Origin of the sequence: Kineothrix sp. IPX-CK (genome assembly GCF_039134705.1) — a bacterium.
Classification (GTDB): domain Bacteria; phylum Bacillota; class Clostridia; order Lachnospirales; family Lachnospiraceae; genus Kineothrix; species Kineothrix sedimenti.
In genome coordinates this window covers 2463566-2489618 of the sequence record NZ_CP146256.1, presented here as the reverse complement: position 1 = coordinate 2489618, position 26053 = coordinate 2463566, and the positions used below count along the sequence as shown (strand labels likewise).

At 44.2% G+C, this 26053-nt stretch carries 25 protein-coding genes and 1 pseudogene; 22 read left to right on the top strand and 4 right to left on the bottom strand.

The features are described from left to right. Positions 1-28: 28 nt before the first annotated feature. The 3 genes from V6984_RS22330 to V6984_RS22325 form a co-directional block, all read right to left on the bottom strand. Positions 29-292, bottom strand: a complete 264-nt coding sequence (locus V6984_RS22330; protein ID WP_425324206.1) for a hypothetical protein — start codon at positions 290-292, stop codon at positions 29-31. A 51-nt stretch (positions 293-343) separates the two neighbouring features. Continuing rightward, positions 344-487, bottom strand: a complete 144-nt coding sequence (locus V6984_RS12080) for a hypothetical protein (RefSeq protein ID WP_342755888.1) — start codon at positions 485-487, stop codon at positions 344-346. 214 nt (positions 488-701) lie between these two features. After that, complete coding sequence (locus V6984_RS22325) at positions 702-893, bottom strand: hypothetical protein (RefSeq protein WP_425324257.1); 192 nt, start codon at positions 891-893, stop codon at positions 702-704. 207 nt (positions 894-1100) lie between these two features. On the opposite strand from V6984_RS22325, the pseudogene V6984_RS12075 reads away from it, so the two are divergent. From V6984_RS12075 to V6984_RS12060, 4 genes and pseudogenes are all read left to right on the top strand, one after another. Then, positions 1101-1450, top strand: a pseudogene (locus tag V6984_RS12075) (nucleoside recognition domain-containing protein). 188 nt (positions 1451-1638) lie between these two features. Beyond that, positions 1639-3114: a 4Fe-4S dicluster domain-containing protein gene (locus V6984_RS12070; RefSeq protein WP_342755887.1), complete on the top strand. Its 1476-nt coding sequence runs from the start codon at positions 1639-1641 to the stop codon at positions 3112-3114. 79 nt (positions 3115-3193) lie between these two features. Further along, on the top strand, positions 3194-4648 hold the full coding sequence (gltX, locus tag V6984_RS12065) for a glutamate--tRNA ligase (RefSeq protein ID WP_342755886.1): 1455 nt from the start codon (positions 3194-3196) through the stop codon (positions 4646-4648). After that, positions 4641-6512, top strand: a complete 1872-nt coding sequence (locus tag V6984_RS12060) for an ATP-dependent helicase (RefSeq protein ID WP_342755885.1) — start codon at positions 4641-4643, stop codon at positions 6510-6512. Before gltX ends, V6984_RS12060 begins: the two co-directional genes overlap by 8 nt. A gap of 65 nt (positions 6513-6577) precedes the next feature. Here V6984_RS12060 and V6984_RS12055 read toward each other — a convergent pair whose 3' ends face one another. Continuing rightward, positions 6578-6913: a DUF1292 domain-containing protein gene (locus V6984_RS12055; protein WP_342755884.1), complete on the bottom strand. Its 336-nt coding sequence runs from the start codon at positions 6911-6913 to the stop codon at positions 6578-6580. A gap of 185 nt (positions 6914-7098) precedes the next feature. On the opposite strand from V6984_RS12055, the gene V6984_RS12050 reads away from it, so the two are divergent. The 18 genes from V6984_RS12050 to radC all read left to right on the top strand — a co-directional run bounded on the left by V6984_RS12050 (position 7099) and on the right by radC (position 26050). Further along, entirely contained in the window at positions 7099-9027 is a 1929-nt protein-coding gene (locus V6984_RS12050) for a hypothetical protein (RefSeq protein ID WP_342755883.1), read from the top strand. Between the two features lie 33 nt (positions 9028-9060). Next, a complete protein-coding gene (locus tag V6984_RS12045) occupies positions 9061-9636 on the top strand; it encodes a DUF5662 family protein (protein ID WP_342755882.1) in 576 nt (191 codons plus the stop codon). Positions 9637-9700: 64 nt separating this feature from the next. Continuing rightward, complete coding sequence (locus tag V6984_RS12040; RefSeq protein WP_342755881.1) at positions 9701-10027, top strand: hypothetical protein; 327 nt, start codon at positions 9701-9703, stop codon at positions 10025-10027. A 264-nt stretch (positions 10028-10291) separates the two neighbouring features. Next, a complete protein-coding gene (locus tag V6984_RS12035; protein WP_342755880.1) occupies positions 10292-10996 on the top strand; it encodes a LytTR family DNA-binding domain-containing protein in 705 nt (234 codons plus the stop codon). Positions 10997-11007: 11 nt separating this feature from the next. Further along, positions 11008-12327 (top strand): sensor histidine kinase, encoded by a 1320-nt coding sequence (locus V6984_RS12030; protein WP_342755879.1) that lies wholly within the window; start codon positions 11008-11010, stop codon positions 12325-12327. Between the two features lie 627 nt (positions 12328-12954). After that, complete coding sequence (gene trpS, locus V6984_RS12025; RefSeq protein ID WP_342755878.1) at positions 12955-13959, top strand: tryptophan--tRNA ligase; 1005 nt, start codon at positions 12955-12957, stop codon at positions 13957-13959. A gap of 24 nt (positions 13960-13983) precedes the next feature. Continuing rightward, the gene (locus V6984_RS12020; protein ID WP_342755877.1) at positions 13984-14730 is read left to right on the top strand and encodes a hypothetical protein; all 747 of its coding nucleotides are present in this window, start codon (positions 13984-13986) and stop codon (positions 14728-14730) included. Positions 14731-14742: 12 nt separating this feature from the next. Next, a complete protein-coding gene (locus V6984_RS12015; RefSeq protein WP_342755876.1) occupies positions 14743-15354 on the top strand; it encodes a histidine kinase N-terminal 7TM domain-containing protein in 612 nt (203 codons plus the stop codon). Between the two features lie 31 nt (positions 15355-15385). After that, entirely contained in the window at positions 15386-15760 is a 375-nt protein-coding gene (locus V6984_RS12010; RefSeq protein WP_342755875.1) for a sensor histidine kinase, read from the top strand. Positions 15761-15765: 5 nt separating this feature from the next. Next, positions 15766-16002 (top strand): hypothetical protein, encoded by a 237-nt coding sequence (locus tag V6984_RS12005; RefSeq protein ID WP_342755874.1) that lies wholly within the window; start codon positions 15766-15768, stop codon positions 16000-16002. After that, positions 15999-16175 (top strand): response regulator, encoded by a 177-nt coding sequence (locus V6984_RS22320; RefSeq protein ID WP_425324256.1) that lies wholly within the window; start codon positions 15999-16001, stop codon positions 16173-16175. The genes V6984_RS12005 and V6984_RS22320 overlap by 4 nt, the downstream gene beginning before the upstream one ends. An 81-nt stretch (positions 16176-16256) precedes the next feature. Beyond that, positions 16257-17669 (top strand): tRNA (N6-isopentenyl adenosine(37)-C2)-methylthiotransferase MiaB, encoded by a 1413-nt coding sequence (gene miaB / locus V6984_RS12000; protein WP_342755873.1) that lies wholly within the window; start codon positions 16257-16259, stop codon positions 17667-17669. Positions 17670-17825: 156 nt separating this feature from the next. After that, positions 17826-20471 (top strand): DNA mismatch repair protein MutS, encoded by a 2646-nt coding sequence (mutS, locus tag V6984_RS11995; RefSeq protein WP_342755872.1) that lies wholly within the window; start codon positions 17826-17828, stop codon positions 20469-20471. 30 nt (positions 20472-20501) lie between these two features. Continuing rightward, complete coding sequence (gene mutL, locus V6984_RS11990; RefSeq protein WP_342755871.1) at positions 20502-22559, top strand: DNA mismatch repair endonuclease MutL; 2058 nt, start codon at positions 20502-20504, stop codon at positions 22557-22559. 39 nt (positions 22560-22598) lie between these two features. Beyond that, positions 22599-23555, top strand: coding sequence for a tRNA (adenosine(37)-N6)-dimethylallyltransferase MiaA (gene miaA, locus V6984_RS11985; protein ID WP_342755870.1), 957 nt, complete (start codon positions 22599-22601; stop codon positions 23553-23555). Continuing rightward, complete coding sequence (locus V6984_RS11980) at positions 23548-24864, top strand: aminotransferase class I/II-fold pyridoxal phosphate-dependent enzyme (RefSeq protein ID WP_342755869.1); 1317 nt, start codon at positions 23548-23550, stop codon at positions 24862-24864. The genes miaA and V6984_RS11980 overlap by 8 nt, the downstream gene beginning before the upstream one ends. Positions 24865-25020: 156 nt before the next feature. Beyond that, complete coding sequence (locus V6984_RS11975; RefSeq protein ID WP_342755868.1) at positions 25021-25260, top strand: DUF4321 domain-containing protein; 240 nt, start codon at positions 25021-25023, stop codon at positions 25258-25260. Between the two features lie 70 nt (positions 25261-25330). Beyond that, positions 25331-26050, top strand: a complete 720-nt coding sequence (gene radC, locus V6984_RS11970) for a RadC family protein (protein ID WP_342755867.1) — start codon at positions 25331-25333, stop codon at positions 26048-26050. Positions 26051-26053: the final 3 nt, after the last annotated feature.

Below are 26053 nucleotides of genomic sequence, written 5' to 3'. Positions count from 1 at the left end.
GGTCGGTATCCGATGTTAAACCGCCTTGCTAATAGGCAGGGCTTGTAGCGCTCTCTAAAAAAGTAATAGTTTTTGTTTCGCAGTTTAACTCGACGGTAATGCCATAAGGGATTATAGTTACGGGTTTGGCGTGATCAAAGTTTACGTTGTAAAATATGGGTAAATCATACAGGCGCTCCTCTGAAATGATTACTTGCGTAATTACAGTTTTGTATTCTTCATAATATACTTCACCCTGAGGCTTTCCGATAATGATTCCTTTCAGAACGTTTAGGATGCCTTGGGCCGCCATGTTTCGAAGGGTCCATTTAATGAAATCAGGAGAGGGTTTATGTTCACTTGTTTAAATAAACAGGATGGCGTTTGTCCATTCGTTAATAGATGGCCAGATTTTTGTCCCATTAGCCATGATAAAAACGTCGATACAGTCTCCGGGCAGGTGTCCTTGAACGATTCCTTTTCCGCTGATGATTTCGTAGCCACGCAAATCTTTTTTAATACGTGCACCGTATTTACATTGTTTTCACTCCACGAGATGTGATCATCAGTCCATTCGGAGCTTGGAAGAAGAGGGTATCGTATCTGATCGCCGAATAAGATGTCGATTATAGCGGATTTAGTATAGTCGAACATTTTTACATATTCTCCGAATTCGCATAGAATTGAAGGGCCATAGAAGGAAATGAGGCCGGCTTTGTACATCATGAAATGGTTAATTGTTGTGTCGGAATAGCCCATGAAGATTTGTCTTCAAAGGCATCCATTAAATCTTTAGCGCGTAGTTCTGGATGGTTTGCTATGAAGTTGCTTCCTTTTAGAGAGTGAGGCATGGAAATGACTTGTAAGCCAAAGTCATGTTCCAAGCGTTGTTTCGCGATGTAGTATTTGTGGATGAATTGGGGATCACCCAGTCCGCCCCATGAGAGACTGACGATAGCGATTTTGTCGCCTATTTTTAGTCTTGTTGATTCTTCCAGAGCGCTTTATAACTATTCTTTGCGTTCATCGGGGAATTATTGGAGTCTGATATATGTTGACACTAATGGAGGGGAAGAATATAATTCTGGAGGAAGGGGAATTAGTGAGAATCAATCTCAAATGTGGATAAAGAGGTGGGCAGAATACTTACTTTTGTCCCCAATATATTCATATTGTTCATGGCCTTGACTATTTTGGTAGCTAAGGTTATCAATATTATGCAAAAGGTATACAGAGCGGGTGCAGGACTTGGAATGTGGCAAATCGTTGTAGCGTTAATTGCCGGTATTTCAGCAAAAGAGGTGGTGGTATCCAGCTTCGCAGTATTGTTTGGCGTAACCAATGCCTATTCGCTGATGATCTTCTGCCTTTTATACGGACCCTGCATCGCTACGGTGACGACCATAAAAAAGAAAGCGGTTCCTGGAAATTTACATTTAAGACGGTAATTGTTCAATTGACCTTCGCATAGCTTGTTTCCGTGATCGTATTCCGGACAGGAAGCTTGTTTTTTTAGAGATACATTCCCTCAAATACGGAAAAAGTTGTAGGAAATGCCTTGATTTCCTCTTAGGTTTATGTAAAAATAATATTTGCTGATAATGACAAAATGTTAACAATATCGGCAAGCTTAGGAGAGATAAAGACGAGGAGGGCGCTATGAGAGGTATCGATACACAAGTGCGAAAAATTCGTAGACGCATATTTAAAGAGGTTGCAAATCTGGCATATCATTCGAAGGATTTGATCAATGATGTGGAGGCGCTGCCATATAAAATTGTAGATTATGATGAGTCTCCCTATGGAAGCGTATATAGGGAACGGGCTGTCGTGGGAGAGAGAATCAGGCTCGCCATGGGACTTTCCCTAAGATCTGAGAACGTTCCGGTACACGTCACCCAAGGGTTGGCGGAGAGTGATATCGATGAGAAATATTATGAACCGCCGCTGATGCAAGTCATTCCTTCCGCCTGCAATGCATGTCCGGAGAATCGTTATGAGGTGACGGATAAATGTATGGGCTGTCTTGCCCATCCCTGCAGAGAGGTATGTCCCAAAGGTGCTGTATCCATGAAGGACGGAAAGTCTATCATCGATCAGGAAAAATGCATTAAATGCGGCAAGTGCAAGACGGTTTGTCCTTATGATGCTATTTCACATCAGATAAGGCCGTGTCTGTCTGCCTGCGGAGTGAATGCGATAAAAAACGACACGAGGGGAAGAGCGATAATCGACAATGATTTGTGCGTATCCTGCGGGCAATGTATGGTAAATTGTCCCTTCGGTGCGATTGCTGATAAATCGCAGGTATTCCAACTGATTAGGGCTTTGCAGTCTGGACGGAAAATCATAGCTCAGGTGGCTCCGGCCTTTGTCGGACAGTTTGGAGCGAAAGTGACACCTGACAGAATCAAGACAGCTTTGAAAGAGCTTGGTTTTTATGACGTATATGAGACGGCCATAGGAGCCGATATGGGAGCCATGGCGGAAGCCGAGCATTATGTTCATGCGGTGACTACGGGAGAACTGCCGTTCCTGCTGACCTCCTGCTGTCCCTCATGGTCGGTGCTGGCTAAGAAATTTTTCCCGGAGACTATCGATAAAATATCCAACGAGCTGACACCTATGGTGGCTACAGCCCGCAAGATAAAGGAGGACCATCCGGATGCAAGTGTAGTATTCATCGGACCTTGCGCCTCGAAAAAGCTGGAGGCTTCCAGAAGAACCGTCCGTTCGGACGTAGATTTCGTCATTACCTTTGAAGAGCTTTCCGGAATGTTTGAAGCAAAGGAAATTGTGTTAACTAATGTAGAGGTATCGGATAAGCTGGAAGACGCTACGGGAGCAGGACGAGGTTACGGTGTCGCAGGCGGAGTGGCCAGCGCTATCGAGGAATGCATCCGGGAATATTATCCCGATGTGGAGGTGCGCATTGAACATGCGGAAAGCCTTGCGGAGTGTAAAAAGATGCTTATGCTGGCTAAAGCGGGCAAGAAGGACGGCTGTCTGATTGAGGGCATGGCATGTCCGGGAGGCTGTATTGCCGGAGCGGGAACCAATATCGCAATTCCTCAGGCGGCGAGAGAAGTAGCGGGCTTCAAGGCTGCGGCGGCGAAGAAGATACCCGATATGTAAAAATAAAGGATGAAAACAAGGAAGTCAATGAGTACAAAACACTCACTGAACAGTTACAAGAAAGCAGAGGAATAAATAAATGTCCAAAATAAGAACACGGTATGCGCCCAGCCCTACGGGACGCATGCACGTAGGCAATTTAAGAACGGCGCTATACGCTTATCTCATAGCAAAGCATGAGGGCGGAGATTTCATTTTGAGGATCGAAGATACGGATCAGGAGCGCTTCGTAGAGGGCGCAGTGGAAATCATCTACCGTACTTTGGAAAAAACGGGGCTTTTACACGATGAAGGCCCGGATAAGGACGGCGGAGTGGGACCTTATGTTCAGAGCAAGAGGCAATCGAAGGGAATCTATTTGGAATATGCGAAAAAGCTGATTGAAAAAGGAGAGGCTTATTATTGCTTCTGCGATAAAGAAAGGCTGGCGACCCTTACCCAGACTGTTGCCGGAAAAGAAATCAACATTTACGATAAGCACTGCCTGCATCTATCTAAGGAGGAAGTGGAAGCGAAGTTAGCTTCGGGTATTCCCTATGTGATCAGACAGAACAACCCTACCGAAGGGACGACCACCTTTCATGATGAAATCTATGGAGATATTTCGGTTGACAATGTAGAACTGGACGACATGGTTTTGATCAAATCCGACGGCTATCCTACCTATAACTTTGCAAATGTGGTAGATGACCATTTAATGGGAATTACGCATGTGGTGAGAGGAAATGAATATCTTTCTTCTTCTCCGAAATATAACCGCCTTTATGACGCCTTTGGCTGGGAGGTTCCGGTATATGTCCATTGTCCGTTGATTACGGACGAAGAGCATCACAAGCTTTCCAAACGCTGCGGGCATTCTTCTTATGAGGATTTGATCGGGCAGGGTTTTTTGTCGGAGGCTATCGTTAACTTTGTGGCACTTCTCGGCTGGAGCCCGGAGGGCAACGAAGAGCTTTTCTCCCTTGAAGAGCTGGTAAAAGTATTCAATTACAAACATTTATCCAAATCGCCCGCTGTTTTTGATTATACCAAATTAAAATGGATGAACGGCGAATATATGAAGGCAATGGAGTTCGATAAGTTCTATGAAATGGCAGAGCCTTATTTAAAGGAAGCGCTAACGAAAGATCTGGACTTGAAGGCAATCGCACAGATGGTCAAGACAAGAATCGAAATATTCCCTGACATAAAGGAAATGGTAGATTTCTTTGAAGAGCTTCCGGCATATGAGACGGCGATGTATGTTCATAAGAAAATGAAGACCACGGAAGAATCCTCTCTGGAGGTATTAGAAGAAATGCTTCCTATCATTGAAGCACAGGATGTATTCGATAACGATTCCCTTTATCAGATGATTGTTTCCTACGTGGAGAAAAAAGGCTGTAAAAACGGCTATGCGATGTGGCCGATCAGAACCGCCGTATCCGGCAAACAGATGACACCTGCCGGAGCGACGGAAATCATGGAAATTCTAGGGAAAGAGGAATCCATAAGCCGCATTAAGAAGGGCATCCAGTTATTGAAGAATGTCTGATCAAAGAAGCAATAGGGCACAGGCCCAAGCCATAGAGCACGCTTCCGGTCCCATGCAGGTTCTCGCGGGACCGGGAAGCGGCAAAACCTATCTTACTATTCGCCGGATTCGTCATCTGATTCGGCATCACGGGATTTCTCCCCACAAAATTCTCGTTATTACTTTTACAAAGGCTGCGGCACAGGAGATGAAGGAACGCTTCTTAGTACTTACCGGGCATGCTTATCCGGAGGTTCACTTCGGAACCTTTCATTCCGTATATTATCATATATTGAGGCAGTCGGGAAATTCGGACTTAAAGCTGGCATCGGCGGCAGATAAACATAAATATTTAACACATATTCTTCGTATGATAAAAAGCGGGGAAGAAAACAATGCAGAGCTTTACCAAAATCTGCTGAAGGCTATAAGCGCCGTTAAAAACCTTTCTACGATTTCCGGAGCATCAGAAATAATAAGGAATCACGGCGAAGAGCTGCAACAGCAATTTCCATATATATACGAAGAATATTGCCGTATCATGGAGGATGAGCGCAAGATAGATTTCGACGACATGATTCTTCTGTGCGATAAGCTTCTTACACACAATTCCGACGTTCTTACCTTCTGGCAAAATGCATTTTTTCACATCATGATCGATGAATTTCAAGACATCTCCCCTTTGCAGTATCAGATCATACGCCGTCTGTCACTTCCGCAGAACAACCTGTTTATCGTGGGAGATGACGATCAGTCTATATATGGTTTTCGAGGTGCAGGACCGGATATTATGAGGCAGTTTATGAGCGATTATGGAGAGGCCAGGCAGCTTACTCTGGGCATTAATTATAGGTGTACCGAGGAGATTGTGGAAGCGGCGCAAATAGTCATTGAGGATAATAAGAACCGCTTTGCCAAGGAACTTACAGCAAATAAAAGGAGAGAAGGAAAGAAGAAGGAGGCAGTAAAAATCTCTTCCTTTGCGGATAAGGAAGAGGAGCATAAATATCTTATGGAGAGGCTGAAGGAAATGACTAAAGAAGAGCTGTCCCAAAGTGCCGTCATTTACCGCACCAATGCGGAGGCAGGTGCGCTGTCCAGAGAACTTGCTGCCTGCAATATCCCTTTTTATGCAAAGAATAATATTGAAAATATTTTTGAAACACCTATAGCACAGGATCTCTTTTCCTACCTTTCCTTTGCGGAAGCTATTTTCAAAAAGGGAAAAGGCGGGAGTGCAGGTGGTCTGCGGGGAGATTTTTATCGCATTATGAATAAGCCGTCCAGATATATCCAAAGACAGGCGGCAGGGGAGCCTGTGGTTACCGAGAGATTATTACTGGATTATTATAATAAGAAGCCGCATATGCAGGAAACGGTGCGGAAGCTTTGGTCGGATTTAAGTATGCTTTCGGCCCTGCGCCCCTATCTTGCTGTGGATTATATTCGGAAGAATATGGGATATGAGGAATATTTGTGCAGTGAGAAAGATAAAGAAAAAAAGGAAGAAATAATAGAGCTTTTGGCAGAACTGCAAAAATCGGCAGCAAACCTGCGCAGCTTCACGGAGTGGAAGGACTATGTACAGGAATATACATGCCTGCTTCATAAAAAAGAAAGTACAGAAAATAAAGTGCAGGAAGGAATCAAGCTACTTACCATGCATATGTCCAAAGGACTGGAATATACGAGGGTCTATCTTCCGGACATAAGAAAGGGAGCGATACCGAATCGAAAAGCACTTTCACCAGAGGCTGTTGAGGAGGAACGGAGGCTTTTCTATGTAGCTATGACCAGAGCGAAGGAATATTTAGAAATATTGTATTATGGGGAACCATCCCCTTTTATCGGGAAATTAAAAGAGACTCTCCAAGCAAGAGCCTGATTACAGCGCCTTTGGCCAGAGAGTCTCATATTACCATTATGATTATTTCAATAAAAATATAACGGTTATTCTACAAATTCATCGAATTCCACATTGTCAAGATATTCGTCAAAAGCGTCGGCAACCATTTCATATTCGTCATCGTCTTCGATATATAAAAGCTCCGGCTCGGCATTAACGTCGTTCTTATCTTCGAAATAGCGGTAGAACCACACTTCTCCGTCTGTATTTTGTCCGTTTTCATCCAGCGGCAAAAGTACGATATAATCTTTTCCCTGCGATTCCAGAATTGTCACAACTGCGCAGACAACATGGGTGCCGTCCTCCAAGTCGAGTTCAACGGTCATTTCCTCATCGTTTAATTCTTCAGTCTCTGTCCGGTTATTCAATTCTTTGTCCATAGAAACTCCTTTCCCCTACCGGTAGTTATTTTACTGATCATGTTCCTATTGTACTAGCGAGTAGAACATTAATCAATAATTTTTCTGTATTTTTACACATAAAAAATTTTTTATGGTATACTTTAAGGGCGATGCAGTAAAAGCATACGAAAAATGACTGCGGATATTAACGGATGGAGGAGAACATGTATACAATCGACAACACGACAATCGGCAGACCATATCCGTTAGGTGTGACAACAGAGCATGACCATACTTATTTTTCGGTGGCTATGAAGAAAGGGAAGGATTGCGGCATCATATTATATGATAGGAAGACGAAGGAATCGTGCAGGCATCCTTTCGATGTGCGGGGTAAGTCCGGCTCTATTTTCAGCATGGGAATCGAGAATCTCGATATCGAAAGATACGAATATAATTTCTATGACGGAGAGTATGTTTTTACGGATCCCTATGCAAAGATAATTTACGGGCATGAAAAATGGGGAAAGTACGGCGATCATATAAGAGGCGGTTTTCTTTGCGAAGCTTACGACTGGGAGGGCGATAAGTCCTTAAAATATCCATATGAAAGTAGTATTTTGTACTGTCTCAATGTGAGGGCCTTTACAAGGCATAGATCATCGGGAGTAGCTCATAAGGGAACTTATCGGGGAATCATAGAGAAAATCCCCCATTTAAAAGAGATTGGCATTACAGCGGTGGAGTTGATGCCCGCCTATGAGTTCGATGAGACGGAAAGACATAGACTTCCTACTGCCGAGGCATCCATGGAGGAGATGGTAAAGAATAAATTCGCTCCGCCTCAGGAGAGTGAGAAGAAGGAAAAGTACAATTGCTGGGGATATATAGAGGGATTTTATTTTGCACCTAAGGCTGCCTTCAGTTCCAATGGGGATGCGGTTTCTGAGTTTAAGGATATGGTAAAGGAGTTGCATAGGAACGGTATTGAGGTAATTATGCAATTTTATTTTCCGGATTCAGTAAATCAGGGAGTGATCTTAGAGGCATTAAGATACTGGGTGTTGGAATATCACATTGACGGTATTCATTTAAAGGGAGAAAGGCTTCCGGTACGCGCTGTCGCCTCGGATCCGCTCTTTACGGAAACTAAATTATTCTATGATAATTTTCCTTATGAAGAAATATATGGAGAGGAAGAAGTACCGGAATTCCGCAATCTGGCCTCCTATAATGATGATTATATGTATACGGCCCGCCGTTTTCTAAAGGGCGACGACAATATGCTGGGATGTTTTCTGGAATTACAGCGTAAAAATCCTGCCCGCCATGGCGTGATAAATTATGTGACTAATTATTACGGCTTTACACTATCGGATATGGTCTCCTACGAGAAGAAGCATAACGAGGAAAATGGCGAAGGAGGCAGAGACGGCAATGACAACAACTTTACATGGAACTGCGGAACGGAAGGTACGACGAGGAAAAAGGACATACTTAAGCTGCGGGAAAGGCAGATGAAAAACGTACTCGTCATGCTCTTTACCTCTCAGGGAACGCCCCTCATATACAGCGGCGATGAATTCGGAAATACCCGGTATGGAAATAATAACCCTTATTGTCAGGACAACGAGACCGGCTTTGTGAAATGGAACAGTACCGGTTCCGGACAGAGCATTTTTTCCTGTATGAAGAGCCTGATTTCCCTTAAGAAGGAGCATCCGGTGCTTAGAAATGAACAGGAACCCAAGCTTCTTGATTATATCGGCTGCGGTTATCCCGATGTCTCTTATCATGGAGAGGAAGCGTGGCGCCCTGAGCTTAGCGGCTACAGCCGTTACGCCGGAATCATGTACTGTGGCTGCTACGGTAAATTAGATAAGAAAGAGGACGACAATTTCTTTTATATCGCATATAATATGCACTGGCTTCCTCACGATTTCGCACTTCCCAAGCTTCCCAAGGGCATGGAATGGCAATTGCTTGCAGATACGGGAAGGGAAAGCGGGGATATGTTTTTATCGGAGTCTTTAGCCGAGGCGGAAGAACAGCCCAGGGCCGAGGTGAAGCCCCGCACGGTTCATATATATATTTCAAAACAGAAGAAAGGACAGAAGCCTGAAAAAAGGCAATATGTGAGGACTGCATTTTAATCCGGCACAGACAGTCTTTTGTAGGTGAACAATATGAAAATCTGGAAGCATTTTAAAACGATAACTTATCATAAATATCTCGTGTTGAAAGGCTGCTTTAAGGTGGGGCTTTATTGGCAGGGACTAACACATGATTTATCCAAATACAGCCCCACGGAATTCTTAGTTGGTGCGAAGTACTATCAGGGGGACAGAAGTCCGAACAATGCGGAGAGAGAAGACATTGGCTATTCCGCCGCATGGCTGCACCATAAGGGAAGGAACAAGCATCATTACGAGTACTGGCTGGATTACAGCACAAAGAATATTCCCGGAGGTATGGCTCCGGCGCCCATGCCGGAACGCTATATCGTGGAAATGCTCATGGACCGCATAGCTGCATGCAAGGTGTACCGAAAGGGCAATTATACTGACCATGCCCCTTTGGAATATTACCTTTCGGGCAAAGACCCGGCTCCCCTTCATGAGAAGACGAAGGAACTGCTGGAAAGGCTTTTGCATATGCTGGCGAAAGAGGGAGAAAAAAAGACTTTCTCTTATATAAAAAAAGAGGTGTTGAAAAAGCGCGGACATGTGTTGCAGGCGGAATCGCAGCAAAAAAGTGGATAAGAAATAAGTAACCCTTTATGAGATATCACATAAGATAAAGCATACCATAAAGGAGTTGAAGAATATGAATTGTCTTATTTTGTTAATTTTACTTTTATGCTGCGGCAATAACGATATAGGCTGGGGGAACAATTCGGGCTGCGGAAATGATTTAGGCTGCGGCAACAATTCAGGCTGGGGCGACAACTCAGGCTGTCGAAATAACAATACATGCGGATGCAGTACCCCGGATAACAATCAAGGAACCGGCGGACGCAGCCGGGGACCTGAACAAAGATATGACGGCAGACAAATGATGAATGAACCTTATGTCGATGATGTACGCAGAGACAGAGACAGGGGTTTTAATTCGTTTCCTTCACCGGGGAATACATGTGGATGTGAAGAATAATTTTGTGTAATAGTTTTAGGATAAAATCCGGGGCTTTGTCCCGGATTTTTTTATATAATTTAGGAAAGTACGTCCTATAAGATAAAAGCCCTTCGGGCAGGATGCGCAAGCTTTTGTTCTTTTTACTTTAATGTACAGGCTCAATATGACTACATATATTTGTTGTAAAAGCGGCATAAATACGGAAAAAGCTGCCCCGAAACTTGTCAATAAAGAAGAGTGGTTGTAAAATATTACCAGTAAATGGAAATAGGATGGCGCGGGATGCTAATGATAAAAATAGGTATTTGCGACGATGAAAAATTGATAACGGAGAGACTGGAGCGAATGATCGGAGAATGCTTGCGGGAAATCGGGCAGGACTATGAAATATATACGTTTCTCTCGGGAAGCGGACTGCTTGAAAAAGTGCAAGAGCTGGATGCGGTTTTCCTGGATGTCATCATGCCGGTTTTGAATGGCTATGAAACCGGGAAGCAGATAAACAAGCTCAATCCGGGCTGCCGTATCATTATGGCGACAGGAGAAACCGAGCATTTTGAGGAAGCCTTTAAGATAAACGCGGTTTGGTATTTGCGGAAGCCTTTCCATAAGGAGGGGATCATGGAGGCTTTGACGAGGGTGATTAATTTATCCCTTGGGATGAAAAGTGTCGAGGTGTATAAGGAGCGGAACAAGTACCAGATTCTTCAAAGGAATATAAAATACATACGGGCGTATAACAGCTATACGGAGTATTTTGCGGGAAACGAAATATTCAGAAAAGAAGTATCCCTAAAGGGAGCAGAAAATGAACTGGATATGCGCTTGTTTTTTAGGATCGATAAAAAATATATCGTAAATATCCTTTGGATAGATAAATATAAAGATGAAAAAATATGGATAGACAGAAATGAATTTATACTTTCGCGAAGGAGAAAGAGCAGCTTTTATAAAGCATATTTGCTGTATCAAGCGGAATATACGTGAGGATAGATGATATGAAGATATTTTGTCTGCTGTTGATTATTTTTATTACGGAGCTGCTTAAGTATGGAATATGGTTCTGTGGAGTTTATTCTTTGAAGATAAAACGTCTTTGGATAGGAGCGGCGGCGGTAACAGGCTTTGCGGTGTTCACATTGCTTGGGGTTGTGGATGAGAATACATTGCTATTATGGTGGAGTACTCTCTCTATCATAGCATATATATTTGTTTTGGATTGTGATAAAGGAGAGAAGGCACTGAACATTTTCAGAGCCGGATTTCTAATAATATGTATGGGAGAAATAGTCGGAGGAATCATTTCGCCTTTTTCAGCAGGACAAAATATTCCTTTTGCCGAAGAAAAAATCATATATTTAATTAATAATAGTATAGTAATTGTATTAATAAGTATAGCCGCTGTAATAAAGAAAAAAGTTAAATTGCCTGATAATGAAAAATGGAAAAAAATCTATAAGTTTATAATATATGTTTCCGTTTTTGTAATGGGGATGGCTATATTTTTGACTATTGCCGGGTTTCAAACTATCTCCAGATATACTCCCAATGAAAAGATTATTTTGTTTTCAAAGGTTATATCGATTATTTCTTTTGTAAGTGTTGCATGCCTTATTTTAATTATGATCTATATTGATAATGAAAATAAAACTATAAAGAAGTATCTGGAAACGGATGCTTTGCTTTTAGAAACACAAAGAAACCTGTATAAGGCTATGCTGGCTAAAAACGAGGAGACAAGGAGGTTCCGACACGATATACAGAGTCATCTTATATGCCTGAACGAACTGGCTCATCGCGGAGATGTTTCCAAGGTGAAGGATTATGTGTCGGGAATGGAAGGCCAGCTTCTTGAAATTAAGAACATAACTTATTCGGTTGGAAATGATGTTATTGACGCGGTACTTAATTATTATATTTCCTTGCTTGATAAAGAGGTTAAGGTCGACGTGAACGGTAAATGTCCCGATAATATAAGGATAAATAGGGTAGAGCTTTGCACCATCGTGTCAAATCTTACTCAGAATGCGGTTGAGGCGTTGAATAAAACGGAATGCAATGAGCGCTATTTGAAAATAGTTGTTGCCAATAACAATAATTATATGAAGTTCGAGGTAATAAACAGTGCGCCGGAGGCAGATAAAAAAGAAACGTTAGTAAATGGGTTAATGGCCACTACGAAAGCGGATAAGGAAAATCATGGTATCGGAATGCGAAACGTGAAAGAAACCGTAGAAAAGAATGGCGGAGATTTTAGAATAAACGTTGGAAATGGTGAGTTCGTGGTAAAAGTGACGATACCATATGACGATAAATAGAGTACCCAATAAAAAGATTGATAAAGTGTTTAATAAATGTACCGATAATGTAGTTATGTAACCGTTAAACGAGAAATGGTTGAAAATGTCATACCCATATGATATTTTGTTGAAAAAGGAGGTATGATGCGATGTATACAGTATTGAGTGTGTTCGGCAACTTTTGGAATTGGTTATTGGGTGGGGGTAATTAATTTATATTTTTGACAGTATGGGAGCATTTAAAAAAGCGGTTTGCTTTGCTGTCAAAGTATAAGAGCTTGCAGGATTTTACTGGAATGGGACCGAAAGAGAGCTTTCCAACGTTTTCTATTTTCGTCGATATATGTTCCTTTGAGAGATGCAGACATCATTGAGAGGGCAAAAGGGGAATTATATATATGCGTTATCGAGTGGATCGATATCGACGAAAAGTCCGGTTCCGGTGAAATGGACAAGCTTTTTTGAATCACTGTCTGCAGTGTCCGATGGGACGCATGCAGGCGGTTTTTTTGTATCCAAATTTTCGGGTTTATCAAACTCATAAAATCTACGGTTCGTCCGCCCTTGCCTTGACGAAATGGAGTACCAATGCTAAACTTATTACATTCAAAAAATGTTACATTCTAAAATTTGGAGGCAATCATCATGATAGACGGCAAAAAGATACTTTTCAGCGGAATGCAGGCGACGGGAACCTTGACTCTCGGTAACTATTTGGGAGCACTTAAAAACTGGGTAACCTTAAGCGACGAGTACGAATGCTTTTATTCCGTTGTAGACTTACATTCCATAACGGTCAGACAAGACCCTGCAGAGCTTAGAAAAAGGGCTAGAAATTTATTGACCTTATATATTGCGGCAGGTCTCGATCCTAAGAAAAACTGTATTTATTATCAGTCGCACGTGTCGGGCCATGCGGAGCTTTCGTGGATATTAAACTGCTTTACCTATATGGGTGAACTTAACCGAATGACACAGTTTAAGGATAAATCATCCAAGCATGCGGACAATATCAACGCCGGACTTTTCACCTATCCGGTACTCATGGCGGCAGACATTCTCTTATATCAGGCTGACGTAGTTCCCGTAGGTAAAGATCAGCTTCAACATTTAGAGATTACAAGAGATATCGCTCAGAGGTTTAACGCCATATACGGCGATGTGTTTACGATACCGGAGCCTTATATCGGAAAAGCCGGAGCGAAAATCATGAGTTTACAGGACCCGGAAAAAAAGATGTCGAAGTCGGATGAAAATCCCAATGCGAGCATTTATCTTATGGATGACCCGGATACGATTATCCGCAAGTTCAAGAGGGCTGTGACAGATTCCGAGGGGGCGGTGAGGTATCGTGAGGAACAGCCCGGCATTAAGAATCTGATTGATATTTACTGCTCCTGCACCGGAAAGACTCCGGAGGAGACGGAGAGAGAATTTGATGGTAAAGGCTATGGCGATTTCAAGCTTGCGGTAGGAGAATCGGTAGTGGGCGTGTTAAAGCCCGTTCAGGATCGATTTGCAGAGCTGATCCAGGATAAATCCTATATCGATGGAATTATAAAAGAAAATGCGGATAAGGCCGGCTATTATTCGACGAAGACCTTGCGAAAGGTTCAGAAGAAGGTTGGTTTTCCTGAGAAAATCAAATAAAATAAAGTTAAGTAAAAAGCGAATATGAATGAAAAACGTTTTGAAGAGGCTAAAAGCAAAATTATAGGCATACAGAGAAATCGTGGTGGAATCGGTACCCTGCAGGAAAAGACTGTGCATGCGGTGCTTAAGAACTATTATGCGCCGGATGTGGAGATGCATGAGGTTTCTCTTTGCAATTATGTGGCGGATATTTATACGGGAAATGAAATCATCGAAATTCAAAACGGTAATTTTTATAAAATCCGCACCAAACTGGAGGTATTTCTTGAAGAGTATCCGGTCACTGTGGTTTATCCCATTCCCCATACGAAGTGGCTCATATGGATTGATGAGACGACAGGAGAGCTTTCCAGGAAGAGAAAAAGCCCGGCGACGGGAAGTGCATACCTGGCTTTCAAAGAGTTATACAGAATTAAACCATATCTGAAAAATGCGAATTTGAAATTTTGCTTTCCGATAATGGATGTGGAGGAGTACCGGTTATTAAACGGATGGAGCAAGGATAAGAAAAAGGGCTCCTGCCGCTATGACAGAATTCCGGTGGCTCTTTTCGATGAAGTGGTTATCGAAAGACGGGAGGACTACCTTCAGTTTCTTCCTTATGAGCTTCCAGGGGAGTTCACCTCGTCCGATTTGGCAAAAAGCGCGAAGATTCCGTCACAAACGGCTAATCTCGTTTTGAATATCCTTCTTTTCATGGAGGTGGTGGAGCGGATTGGCAAAAAAAGCCGCTCCTATTTATACAGGATTGCGGAGGGTTTGGGCTAAAGAGGAAAAAGCATGGGGAATATATTGGTTATAGTTCAGCTATTAGGTTCATTTGCAGCGTTTGCGCTGATCATACTTGTTTATAGAGCAAAGTCCTCCGAGCCGCAGAAGGTTCTTTTGGCAGGAACGATTTTTGTCTATATCAATATGCTGGGTTATTATTTCGAATTGACCTCGAAAACAGTAGAAACCGCGATTCTCGGTATTAAGTTCGTGTGCATTTACAGTCCGCAGAAGAGCTATCGTTTTTGGAAGTTTTTTTATCTGATCAATAATTTGTTCATCTTATTTCTTGTCCTGACCTATCCCAATCATACGTTATACTACAAAGGCATAAGTATGCGCATTGAAGGAGGCATTACCTATGTGGATATGGAATACGGTATTTTTTATTACTGGTGGGTTATTTCCTCCGGCATGTTAGGCCTGTTGGTGGTCTACATAGCAAGTTGTGCCTATATGGGATATAAGAGCAAGAACCATCCGGAATACGCGCGGATCATTGCGGCCTCTGCCATAGCCACGCTGTCCTGGCCACTGAACATATTTCATGTGTTCGGAGATTATGATATCGGGCCGATGACGCTCCTTCCTTTAAAAAAACGGGGATGGATTTTCACGTGATGGGCGTTATTATCAGTGGAAGAGAAAGGCTATGTTCGACGGCAAAAAGCGGCTTTTAGGCGAGATTGTCCGCATCGTTGATCATACCGAGACCTACGAACATACCAACAAGCTGCTGGAGCTGAAAAACGATGCGGAAAAAGCGAACAGGGCAAAGAGCATGTTCTTAACGAATATGAGCCACGAAATACGCACGCCGCTCAACGCTATCGTGGGTATGGACGAGCTTATTTTACGGGAGAGCACTTCGGAGAACATAAATGAATATGCTGGAAATATAAGGGAAGCAGGACGGGCGCTTCTTGCCCTCATCAACGATGTACTGGATATTTCCAAGATAGAATCGGGTAAATTGGAGGTAAAGGCGGATCAGTACGAAATGAAATTATTACGAAGGAACTGGTGAACCTTATGGGCGGAAGCCTGAGTGTTGAAAGCGTTTATGGCGAGGGCAGTACCTTTCGCTTTGAGATTCCGCAGGGAATACCGAATAAGCTTCAGGCTTCCGCTCCGATAGGAAAGCTTAAGCTGCAAAATGTAAACAATACATCTCCCCACAAGTCCGCTTATCTATTTACGGCACCTGAAGCGAGGGCTCTTGTCGTGGATGATAACGCCGTCAATATTACCGTAGTGCGGGGCTTCTGAAAAGATGTGAAATTCAGACGGATGATGCGCTCAGCGGACCGGAATGTCTGGACAAAGTGAGCAAAAGTCATTATGATATAATATTGATGGATCACATGATGCCGGGAATGGATGGAATCGAGACCTTTAAGAAAATCAGGCAGATGAAACTTATCCAAGCCCATCAGCATTGACGAGCTATACCGCCAGCTGATGGAATACCTTCCAGCGTCCATGATAATCCGTCAGAAGGAAGAAGAGGAGTAAGGATTTTTATGACAACACAAACAGAAACTGCCCGTCAGTTTTTATTTATCGAAAAAGCAAAGGAGCATGTAGATGAACTGGCGAAGAAGCTGGGCCGCAGACCTCTCTGCAACGTAACTACGTTCGGCTGCCAGATGAATGCCAGAGACTCGGAAAAGCTGGCAGGCATATTAGAGCAGGTGGGCTACGAGCTGATAGAGTCTGAGGACGCCGATCTCGTAATCTACAATACATGTACGGTCAGAGACAATGCCAACCAAAGAGTATATGGGCGACTGGGATTCCTAAATAGTATGAAGCAGAAAAAGCCCCATATGAAAATCGCCCTCTGCGGCTGCATGATGCAGGAGGACGTAGTCATTGAAAAGATCAAGAAGAGCTACCGGTTCGTGGATTTGATTTTCGGTACCCACAATATTTTTAAGTTTGCAGAGCTTTTATGTACTATGTTCGAATCCGAGGATATGGTAATCGATATATGGAAGGATACTGATCAGATTGTTGAGGATTTACCGGTAGAGCGCAAATATCCGTTCAAATCAGGTATCAATATCATGTTTGGCTGCAATAACTTCTGCAGTTACTGTATCGTGCCTTATGTGAGAGGACGCGAGCGCAGCCGCAGTCCTAAGGATATTATAAAGGAAATAGAAAGCATTGCGGCGGACGGTGTGGTAGAGATTATGCTGTTAGGTCAGAATGTGAACTCTTACGGCAGGACATTAGAGGAGCCTATGAGTTTCGCAGATCTTCTGCGCGAGGTGGAAAAGGTAGAAGGAATCGAGAGAATCCGCTTTATGACCTCTCATCCTAAGGATTTGTCGGAAGATCTGATTCAGGTCATGAAGGAATCGAAGAAGATATGCCGTCATCTTCATCTGCCGCTTCAATCCGGTTCCACCAGTATCCTGGCGGCTATGAACCGCAGCTACACCAAGGAGCAGTATCTTGCCATTGCCGAGAGGATCCGGAAAGAAATCCCTGATATGTCTATTACCACGGACATCATGGTAGGTTTTCCGGGAGAGACCCTCGAGGATGTGGAGGAGACCATCGATGTTGTAAAGAGGGTGCAGTACGACAACGCTTTTACCTTTATCTATTCCAAGCGGACCGGAACTCCGGCTGCGGCCATGGATAATCAGGTGTCGCAGAAGGTGGTGAAGGAGGGCTTCGACAAGCTTTTGAAGGTAGTTCAGGATACTGCGAAAGAGCGCACCAAGCTTCTGCAGGGACAGATTCAGACTGCGCTTGTGGAAGAGGTGAATGAGCAGAATGATTCTCTCGTTACAGGAAGGCTTTCCAATAACACTATCGTACATTTTCCCGGAGACGCGTCTCTTATCGGCAGGATAGTGAAGGTAAAGCTAAAGGAATGTCATGGCTTTTATTATGCCGGTGAAATGCTGCAGGAAGTTTAAAGCACACTTACATTTGAATAGAATCCGCGCTTGAAATGATAGATACTATCAATAGCGGTCGATTTACAACCCCTACATTTTGTGGTATATTAAAGACGGGTGTACATATGGAGTATGCCCGTTTATTCAATTACAGAGGAACAGAGGAGAGGAACAGTGGCGGAATTAACTCCTATGATGCAGCAATATATGGAAACGAAGGAAGAATACAAGGACTGTATTCTTTTTTACCGACTCGGCGATTTCTATGAGATGTTTTTCGAGGACGCGCTGACCGCATCGAAAGAGCTGGAAATTACATTGACCGGAAAGAACTGCGGACAGGAGGAACGTGCACCGATGTGCGGAATTCCTTATCATGCGGTAGACGGATATTTGAATAAGCTGGTTTCCAAGGGATACAAGGTGGCCATCTGCGAGCAGATGGAGGATCCGAAGTTCGCAAAGGGGCTCGTGAAACGAGAGGTAGTCCGCATCGTTACACCGGGTACGAACTTGAACATGCAGGCGTTGGAAGAGACGCAGAACAACTATCTGATGTGTATTTCCTATTTTCCGGGCAAAATAGGTATCTCCATTGCCGATGTGACCACCGGCGATTATTACCTGACGGAAGTGGAGGACCTGCGCAGGCTTTCAGATGAAATCAATAAATATATGCCTTCGGAAATCATTTGCAACGACGCCTTTTTAGTCAGTGGTGCCGATGTGGAGGACTTAAAAAACAGGTTGGGCATTACCCTATATTCGCTGGATTCGCATTATTTTGATGATGATGGATGTAAAAAATGCCTGATGCGGCATTTCCGCGTTCAGGTCCTGACGGGACTGGGTATTGAGGATTTCCCTGTAGGAATGATAGCGGCCGGAGCGCTTTTGCAGTACCTTTATGAGACGCAAAGAACTTCCTTGGCCCATTTCACTCATTTATATCCCTATCTTACGAGTAAATATATGCTTTTGGACAGCTCCACCAGACGCAATCTGGAGCTGACGGAGACCTTACGGGAAAAGCAGAAAAGAGGGTCTCTTTTGTGGGTGTTAGATAAGACGAAGACTGCCATGGGAGCCAGAACGCTCAGAAGTTATATCGAACAGCCTTTGATCGATGCCGTGAGCATTGCCGCACGTCAGGATGCTATCGAGGTGCTGTGTGATAATGCCGTGTCCAGAGATGAAATCAGAGAATATTTGAATCCGATTTATGATTTGGAGAGGCTTCTTGGCAAAGTCAGCTATAAAACCGCCAATCCCAGAGATTTGACCGCCTTTCGTAATTCTCTCGAAATGCTGCCCCATATAAAGACCGTTTTGCACGATCTCGACAGCCAGCTTTTGCAGGGTATCGACAAAGATATCGACGGCTTGGAGGATATTTGCCGCCTTATAGAAAATGCGATCGTGGACGAGCCTCCTATCGCCATAAAGGAAGGTGGAATTATAAAAGAGGGTTTTGACGAGACGATAGACAGCTTGCGGAGAGCCAAGACGGAAGGTAAAAACTGGCTTGCGAAGCTGGAAAATGATGATAAGGAGCGTACGGGAATCAAAAACCTGCGCATCAAATACAACAAAGTATTCGGCTATTATTTCGAGGTGACGAATTCTTACTTAGGGATGGTGCCGGACGACTACATAAGAAAGCAGACGCTTTCCAATGCTGAAAGGTACACTACCCCCCGGCTGAAGGAGCTGGAGGACACGATTTTAAATGCGGAGGATAAATTATTCGCTTTGGAATATGATATATTCTGCAAGGTGAGAGATACTATCGCTGAAGAAATCGAGAGAATCCAGAAGACGGCAAAGGCGGTGGCGGCGTTGGACGTATTCGCGTCACTTTCGCTGACGGCGGAACGAAACAAATATGTACGCCCGAAAATAAATGAAAAGGGCATCATCGACATTAGGGACGGCAGACATCCGGTGGTGGAGAAGATGATTGTTAACGATATGTTCATCTCCAACGATACTTATCTGGATAATAATAAAAACTGTATTTCCGTCATTACGGGGCCGAATATGGCAGGAAAGTCTACCTATATGAGACAGGCTGCCCTTATCGTACTGATGGCGCAGATCGGAAGTTTTGTGCCCGCTTCTGCGGCGAATATCGGCATTGTGGATCGGATTTTTACGAGAGTGGGTGCCTCCGACGATTTGGCCAGCGGACAAAGTACCTTTATGGTGGAGATGAACGAGGTGGCGAATATTTTGCGAAACGCCACGCCGGACAGCCTGTTGGTGCTGGACGAAATCGGCAGAGGAACATCTACTTTCGATGGGCTCAGTATCGCTTGGGCGGTGATCGAGCATATCAGCAATCGAAAATATCTGGGAGCAAAGACTCTTTTTGCCACCCATTACCACGAACTGACCGAGTTGGAAGGGAAGATGAGCAATGTGAACAATTACTGTATCGCCGTGAAGGAGAAAGGGGATGATATCGTCTTTCTTCGTAAGATCATAAAGGGCGGAGCGGATAAGAGTTACGGCATTCAGGTCGCCAAGCTGGCAGGCGTTCCCGACATGGTAATCGACAGAGCAAAAGAAATCGTGGAGCAGCTCAGCGATAACGACATTACGGAAAAGGTGCAGAATATTGCAATCGATAATAAAACAGATAAAAAGACGGCAAAGAAATATGACGAGGTAGATTTGGAGCAGATTTCCCTATTCGATACGGTAAGCGATGAAGATGTGATTAAGGAATTGAAAGAGGTAGATGTTACCAATCTAACGCCTTTAGATGCACTGAATACTTTGTACCGATTGCAGAGCAAGCTAAAGAACCGCTGGTAAACGCAGGAAGGGACGGAAAGGGTAGAAAACATGGCACAGATAAACGTATTAAGCAAAGACACGATAGATAAAATAGCCGCCGGCGAGGTTGTGGAACGCCCCGCCAGCGTGGTGAAGGAACTATTGGAAAATGCGATAGATGCAGGCGCCACGGTAATCACGGTGGAAATCAAGGAGGGGGGCATCTCGTTGATTCGTGTGACCGATAACGGTTCAGGCATCGACAAGAGCGAGGTTCCGAAGGCCTTTTTAAGACATGCCACCAGCAAAATCAATACGGTGGAGGATCTGCTGCATATCGTAAGCCTCGGCTTTCGAGGAGAAGCACTGTCCAGCATCGCTGCCGTATCGAAGCTCGAGCTGATTACGAAGACGAAGAATGAGCTTACCGGAATACGTTATTCGATAGAGGGCGGCTTGGAAAAAGAGGCGGAAGAGGTGGGCGCTCCGGACGGTACAACGATTCTCGTGAGAAATCTCTTTTTCAACACTCCCGTGCGGAAGAAATTCCTAAAGCAGCCACAGACTGAGGGTGGTTATGTTTCCGATTTGATGGAGCATATGGCGATGTCTAATCCCGGAGTTTCTTTCAAATATATCAATAACGGACAGACTCGCTTTTACACTTCGGGAAACGGCAATCTGCAGGAAATCATCTACCGGATTTACGGCAAGGATATTTCCTCTTCACTGATTCCTGTGGATATCTCGGAAAGCGGCATTCATATGTCAGGTTTTATAGGGAAGCCGGAAATCAACAGAGCGAACAGAAGCTTTGAAATCTACTTTGTTAACGGTCGTTTTATAAAGAGCGGTATCATCGGCAAAGCGATTGAAGAAGGCTATAAAAAATATGTAATGCAGCACAAGTTTCCTTTTGTAGTCCTTCACCTTCAGATCGATTCTCAGGAAATGGACGTGAATGTGCATCCTACCAAAATGGAGGTCAGGTTCACGAACCAGATGAAGCTCTATGACTTTATTTCCGAACATATTACAAAGAGCCTTCATGAAACGGAGCTGATTCCAGCCGTCATATTGGAGGAGAGGAAGAAGGAAGCTCCGGAGATAATTCCTGCGGGTGCAATTCCTGAGCCTTTTGAGGCGAAACGGTTGTACGGGGGCAGGGGAGAAGGCTTTGCAAGTGCAGAAAGTCTGATAAACGCAGGAATTCTCACGAAAAACGAGAGCCTTGTAAAAGCAGAAGATGCCGTGAGAGAAGAGAATACTTACGGAGATGCACGCGAAGAAAATACCGATACAGAAAGCGATTTTTTTGTCGAAAACCGAATTATGCCGAAAAAAGAAGAAACACAGCAGATGGAGGATAAAATGAAGGATGTCCTGCAGAATCCTCCGGCGGGTCGGATAATAGGAACGGAAAACCGTTCGGATATTCAAGAGAATGCAAAGAATCATGCAAATATCATAAAAGCAGGCGAGCATATTTTTGTCGAAAAACCGACACAGCTCAACTTGTTCGAAGAAAAAATGCTGACTAGGGAAGCCAGGACACAGTACCGCATTATGGGACAGATATTTGATACCTACTGGCTTGTTGCATTCTCGGATAAGCTGTTTATCATTGACCAGCACGCAGCTCACGAAAAGGTGAAATACGAGAAGTTCATAAGGGGGTTGGAGGAATGTCAGGTACAATCTCAGCTTTTAGAGCCGCCTGTTATCGTAACTTTATCAGGCAGGGAGGAAAGTGTTCTGAAAGAATATGAAGTATCCTTTGCGGATATGGGATTTGAAATAGAGCTTTTTGGCGGCAACGAGTATGCCATCAGAAGCGTACCTACGGAACTGTACGGCTGCAGTGAGAGCAGGTTTTTCACTGAAATGCTGGATGAGTTGGCTGAGGGAGCACCTAAGGGGACTCCGGCAGTGATTAATAGGAGAATCGCAACTATGGCGTGCAAGGCGGCGGTAAAGGGAAATATGTCCTTTAGTATTATGGAAATGGAGGCCCTGATCGATGAACTGCTGGCTTTGGAGGATCCTTATCATTGCCCTCACGGAAGGCCTACCATTATATCTATGAGCAAATATGAATTAGAGAAGAAATTTAAAAGAATTGTTTGATGTTTATAATGAGTATATATACTCATGAGGAAATAACTTATGACAGATGCAAAAAAGCCTCTCATTATTTTGACAGGTCCCACGGCTGTGGGGAAGACGGCGATATCCATCGAGTTGGCGAAAAAAGTGGGCGGAGAAATTATCTCCGCCGATTCCATGCAGGTATATAAGCGTATGGACGTGGGCTCTGCGAAAATACGTCCGGAGGAAATGCAGGGTATTCCTCATCATATGGTGGATATTTTAGAGCCGGAGGAAGAGTTTAATGTAGTGCTTTTCCAGAAGTACGTGAAAGAGTGCATGAAAGGCATTTATGAGCGGGGAAGGATTCCCCTTTTAGTGGGTGGAACCGGATTTTATATCCAGTCGATTCTCTACGATATCGATTTTACGGATAATGAGGAAAATACTGTATACCGAAGAGAATTAGAAGCGCTTGCGGAGGAAAGAGGAAACGCGTTCCTTCATGAGATGCTTGAGAAGGTGGATAAAAGAGCCGCTGAGGCCATTCATGAAAATAACGTGAAGCGTGTTATCCGTGCTTTAGAATTTCATATGCTCACCGGCGAGAAAATATCGGAGCATAATGAAGAGCAAAGAGAGAAGAAGTCTGCTTATTTATCCCGTTATTTCGTCTTGAATGACTTAAGAAGCCTTCTCTATGAGAAAATAGATGAACGTGTTGACAAGATGCTTCGGGATGGGTTGGTGGAAGAGGTCGAATGCCTGAAAAAAGAAGGCTGCACCGGGAATATGGTATCCATGCAGGGCCTCGGGTACAAGGAGATATTGAGTTATCTGGCCGGAGAAATCGATTTGGAAAGGGCCGTTTACCTGATTAAACGGGATACGAGGCATTTTGCCAAGAGACAGCTCACATGGTTTCGTCGGGAAAAAGACGTTATTTGGATAAATAAGAATGAGTTTGCCTACGACGGCGAAGCGATTCTTAATTATATGCTGATGAAATGCGAGGAGATACGAAAACATGTCTGAAAATATAGAAGTGCCTAACAATAATGAAATTTATAAGACTCTCGGCATAACAGAGAAAGTATACGCTTTCGGAGAAAAAGTATGGGTGGAGTTGTCCGGCCGCTTTGCGCAGATAGACCGCGTTGCCGAATACAATCAGCTAAAGGTGATAAATGCCATGCAGGAGGCGAAGGTAAGCGAAGCCTGCCTGCTTGGGACCACGGGATATGGATATAACGATTTGGGAAGGGATACTTTAGAGACAGTGTATGCTAAGCTGTTCCATACCCAGGACGCCTTAGTGCGCCCTCAGATTACCTGCGGGACCCATGCGCTGGCGCTGGCGCTTATGAGCAACCTGCGTCCGGGAGAAGAACTTCTTTCCCCGGTTGGAAAGCCTTATGATACCTTGGAGGAAGTTATCGGCATTCGTCCTTCCAGAGGCTCTCTGGCAGAATATGGGGTCTCTTACAGGCAAGTGGATTTGCTTTCTGACGGAGCCTTTGATTATGAGAATATTAAAAAGGCAATAAACGATAAAACAAAGCTCGTTACCATACAGCGCTCCAAAGGATATCAGACAAGACCTACTCTTTCGGTAGAGCGGATCGGAGAGCTGATTTCCTTTATCAAAAATATCAAGCCGGATGTTATCTGCATGGTAGACAACTGTTATGGAGAATTCGTTGAGACCATAGAGCCCTCCGATGCAGGGGCGGATATGGTGGTCGGCTCTCTCATTAAGAATCCGGGAGGCGGGTTAGCACCTACCGGCGGCTATATTGCGGGAAAAAGAGAGTGTGTGGAAAATGCGGCGTGCCGTCTCACCTCTCCCGGGCTTTCCAAGGAAGTGGGAGCCTCCCTCGGCATACTGCCTTCTTTTTACCAGGGCCTTTTTCTGGCACCTACGGTTACGGCAAGCGCATTGAAGGGAGCTGTTTTTGCTGCGAATCTCTACGAGCGCTTAGGTTTTGCGGTGGTACCGGACGGTTCCCAGAGCCGCCACGATATCATTCAGGCGGTTACCTTCGGTTCCCCGGAGGGCGTGATTTCTTTCTGCAAGGGCGTCCAGAGCGCTGCGCCGGTGGACAGCTTCGTTACGCCTGAGCCATGGGATATGCCGGGCTATGACAGTCAGGTGATCATGGCTGCGGGAGCCTTCGTATCCGGCTCCTCCATTGAGCTGTCCGCGGACGGACCGATCAAGCCTCCTTATGCGGTATACTTTCAGGGAGGTCTTACATGGCCCCACGCCAAATTCGGCATACTGAAAACCATACAGCGGCTAATGGATGACGGGGTGATTTCCGCCGAAAAAATAGCCGGGTGAACATTTTGATATTTCATTTGGAATTTTGTCGTATTTCGTAAAGAAATACATTTATTTAAAGAAAAGTTAAGAAAAAAAAATTGGAATTTTATGTACATGAAAAGCGATGTGTGATATTATGAATATTAGTTATGCTATTGAATATGGAGGCATTATATGCGAAAGAAAAATAATTGGACTTGCTTTCTGCTAATCCTCGCAGGTATTGTTCTCGGCGGGTTCATTGGAAGCCTTTTCCCGGGTTCATGGGTTAATTTCGGACAGACCTTCGGTCTTACCAGCCCTTTTATTTTGGATTTGGGAATATTGAGCGTCACCTTCGGCCTCACGATAAAAATAACGATAGGAAGCATCATCGGTATTTTTGCCGCCATTGTTATTTATCGCTTTATATGAGCTTATGAGTATATCTTACTTATGAATGTATTCGACTCATTGTCATCTTTTCCTTTTGCCCGGAGAGCGCTTGGGAAAGAAGTGTGTTATGAACAGCAATCGTCTATTGCAGACAACAGTTACGAACGTGGAAATGCCCTATGAGAAATTCATGCGCTTAGGCGCCTGCGTCTTGACGGAAGCCGAGCTTCTTGCCATAATTATTCGAACGGGTACTGCGGACAACTCCCCGGTGGAGCTGGGGAAACAAGTGCTGGCTCTTCCCTCCGTCAAGGAGAATGGGCTGTGCGGGCTTCATCATGTAACGGTAAAGGAGCTTATGAGTATTAAAGGAATCGGCGAAGTGAAGGCAGTAAAGATAAAATGCCTTGCGGAGCTTTCCATGCGCATGGCTATGTCCAGAGCCGGAGATAAGCTGCAGTTTTTGAATCCCTCCTCAGTTGCCGAATATTACATGGAAAAGCTGAGGCACGAGAAGAAGGAGAAGGTAATTTTGCTTCTTTTGGATAATCGTTCCTGCCTTTTGGAGGAATGCCTTTTATCCATAGGGACGGTGAACACCTCCCTGCTTTCTCCGAGAGAGGTATTTTTAGCGGCACTGAAGGCAGAAGCCGTCCACATTATGCTTCTGCACAATCATCCCAGCGGAGATCCGGCCCCTAGCAGGCAGGATGTTCTCATTACGGACAAAGTGAAGAAGATTGGCAGCATGATCGATATCGTCCTGCTGGACCACATCATCATCGGAGATAACAAATATATGAGCTTCAAGGAAGCCGGTTTACTATAGAAA

Bases quoted from the DNA above. Each gene is read 5' to 3' on its own strand.
- V6984_RS22330 (WP_425324206.1), bottom strand. From the start codon at position 292: ATGGCGGCCCAAGGCATCCTAAACGTTCTGAAAGGAATCATTATCGGA.
- V6984_RS12070 (WP_342755887.1), top strand. From the start codon at position 1,639: ATGAGAGGTATCGATACACAAGTGCGAAAAATTCGTAGACGCATATTT.
- gltX (WP_342755886.1), top strand. From the start codon at position 3,194: ATGTCCAAAATAAGAACACGGTATGCGCCCAGCCCTACGGGACGCATG.
- V6984_RS12060 (WP_342755885.1), top strand. From the start codon at position 4,641: ATGTCTGATCAAAGAAGCAATAGGGCACAGGCCCAAGCCATAGAGCAC.
- V6984_RS12055 (WP_342755884.1), bottom strand. From the start codon at position 6,913: ATGGACAAAGAATTGAATAACCGGACAGAGACTGAAGAATTAAACGAT.
- V6984_RS12050 (WP_342755883.1), top strand. From the start codon at position 7,099: ATGTATACAATCGACAACACGACAATCGGCAGACCATATCCGTTAGGT.
- V6984_RS12045 (WP_342755882.1), top strand. From the start codon at position 9,061: ATGAAAATCTGGAAGCATTTTAAAACGATAACTTATCATAAATATCTC.
- V6984_RS12040 (WP_342755881.1), top strand. From the start codon at position 9,701: ATGAATTGTCTTATTTTGTTAATTTTACTTTTATGCTGCGGCAATAAC.
- V6984_RS12035 (WP_342755880.1), top strand. From the start codon at position 10,292: ATGCTAATGATAAAAATAGGTATTTGCGACGATGAAAAATTGATAACG.
- V6984_RS12030 (WP_342755879.1), top strand. From the start codon at position 11,008: ATGAAGATATTTTGTCTGCTGTTGATTATTTTTATTACGGAGCTGCTT.
- trpS (WP_342755878.1), top strand. From the start codon at position 12,955: ATGATAGACGGCAAAAAGATACTTTTCAGCGGAATGCAGGCGACGGGA.
- V6984_RS12020 (WP_342755877.1), top strand. From the start codon at position 13,984: ATGAATGAAAAACGTTTTGAAGAGGCTAAAAGCAAAATTATAGGCATA.
- V6984_RS12015 (WP_342755876.1), top strand. From the start codon at position 14,743: ATGGGGAATATATTGGTTATAGTTCAGCTATTAGGTTCATTTGCAGCG.
- V6984_RS12010 (WP_342755875.1), top strand. From the start codon at position 15,386: ATGTTCGACGGCAAAAAGCGGCTTTTAGGCGAGATTGTCCGCATCGTT.
- V6984_RS12005 (WP_342755874.1), top strand. From the start codon at position 15,766: ATGGGCGGAAGCCTGAGTGTTGAAAGCGTTTATGGCGAGGGCAGTACC.
- miaB (WP_342755873.1), top strand. From the start codon at position 16,257: ATGACAACACAAACAGAAACTGCCCGTCAGTTTTTATTTATCGAAAAA.
- mutL (WP_342755871.1), top strand. From the start codon at position 20,502: ATGGCACAGATAAACGTATTAAGCAAAGACACGATAGATAAAATAGCC.
- miaA (WP_342755870.1), top strand. From the start codon at position 22,599: ATGACAGATGCAAAAAAGCCTCTCATTATTTTGACAGGTCCCACGGCT.
- V6984_RS11980 (WP_342755869.1), top strand. From the start codon at position 23,548: ATGTCTGAAAATATAGAAGTGCCTAACAATAATGAAATTTATAAGACT.
- V6984_RS11975 (WP_342755868.1), top strand. From the start codon at position 25,021: ATGCGAAAGAAAAATAATTGGACTTGCTTTCTGCTAATCCTCGCAGGT.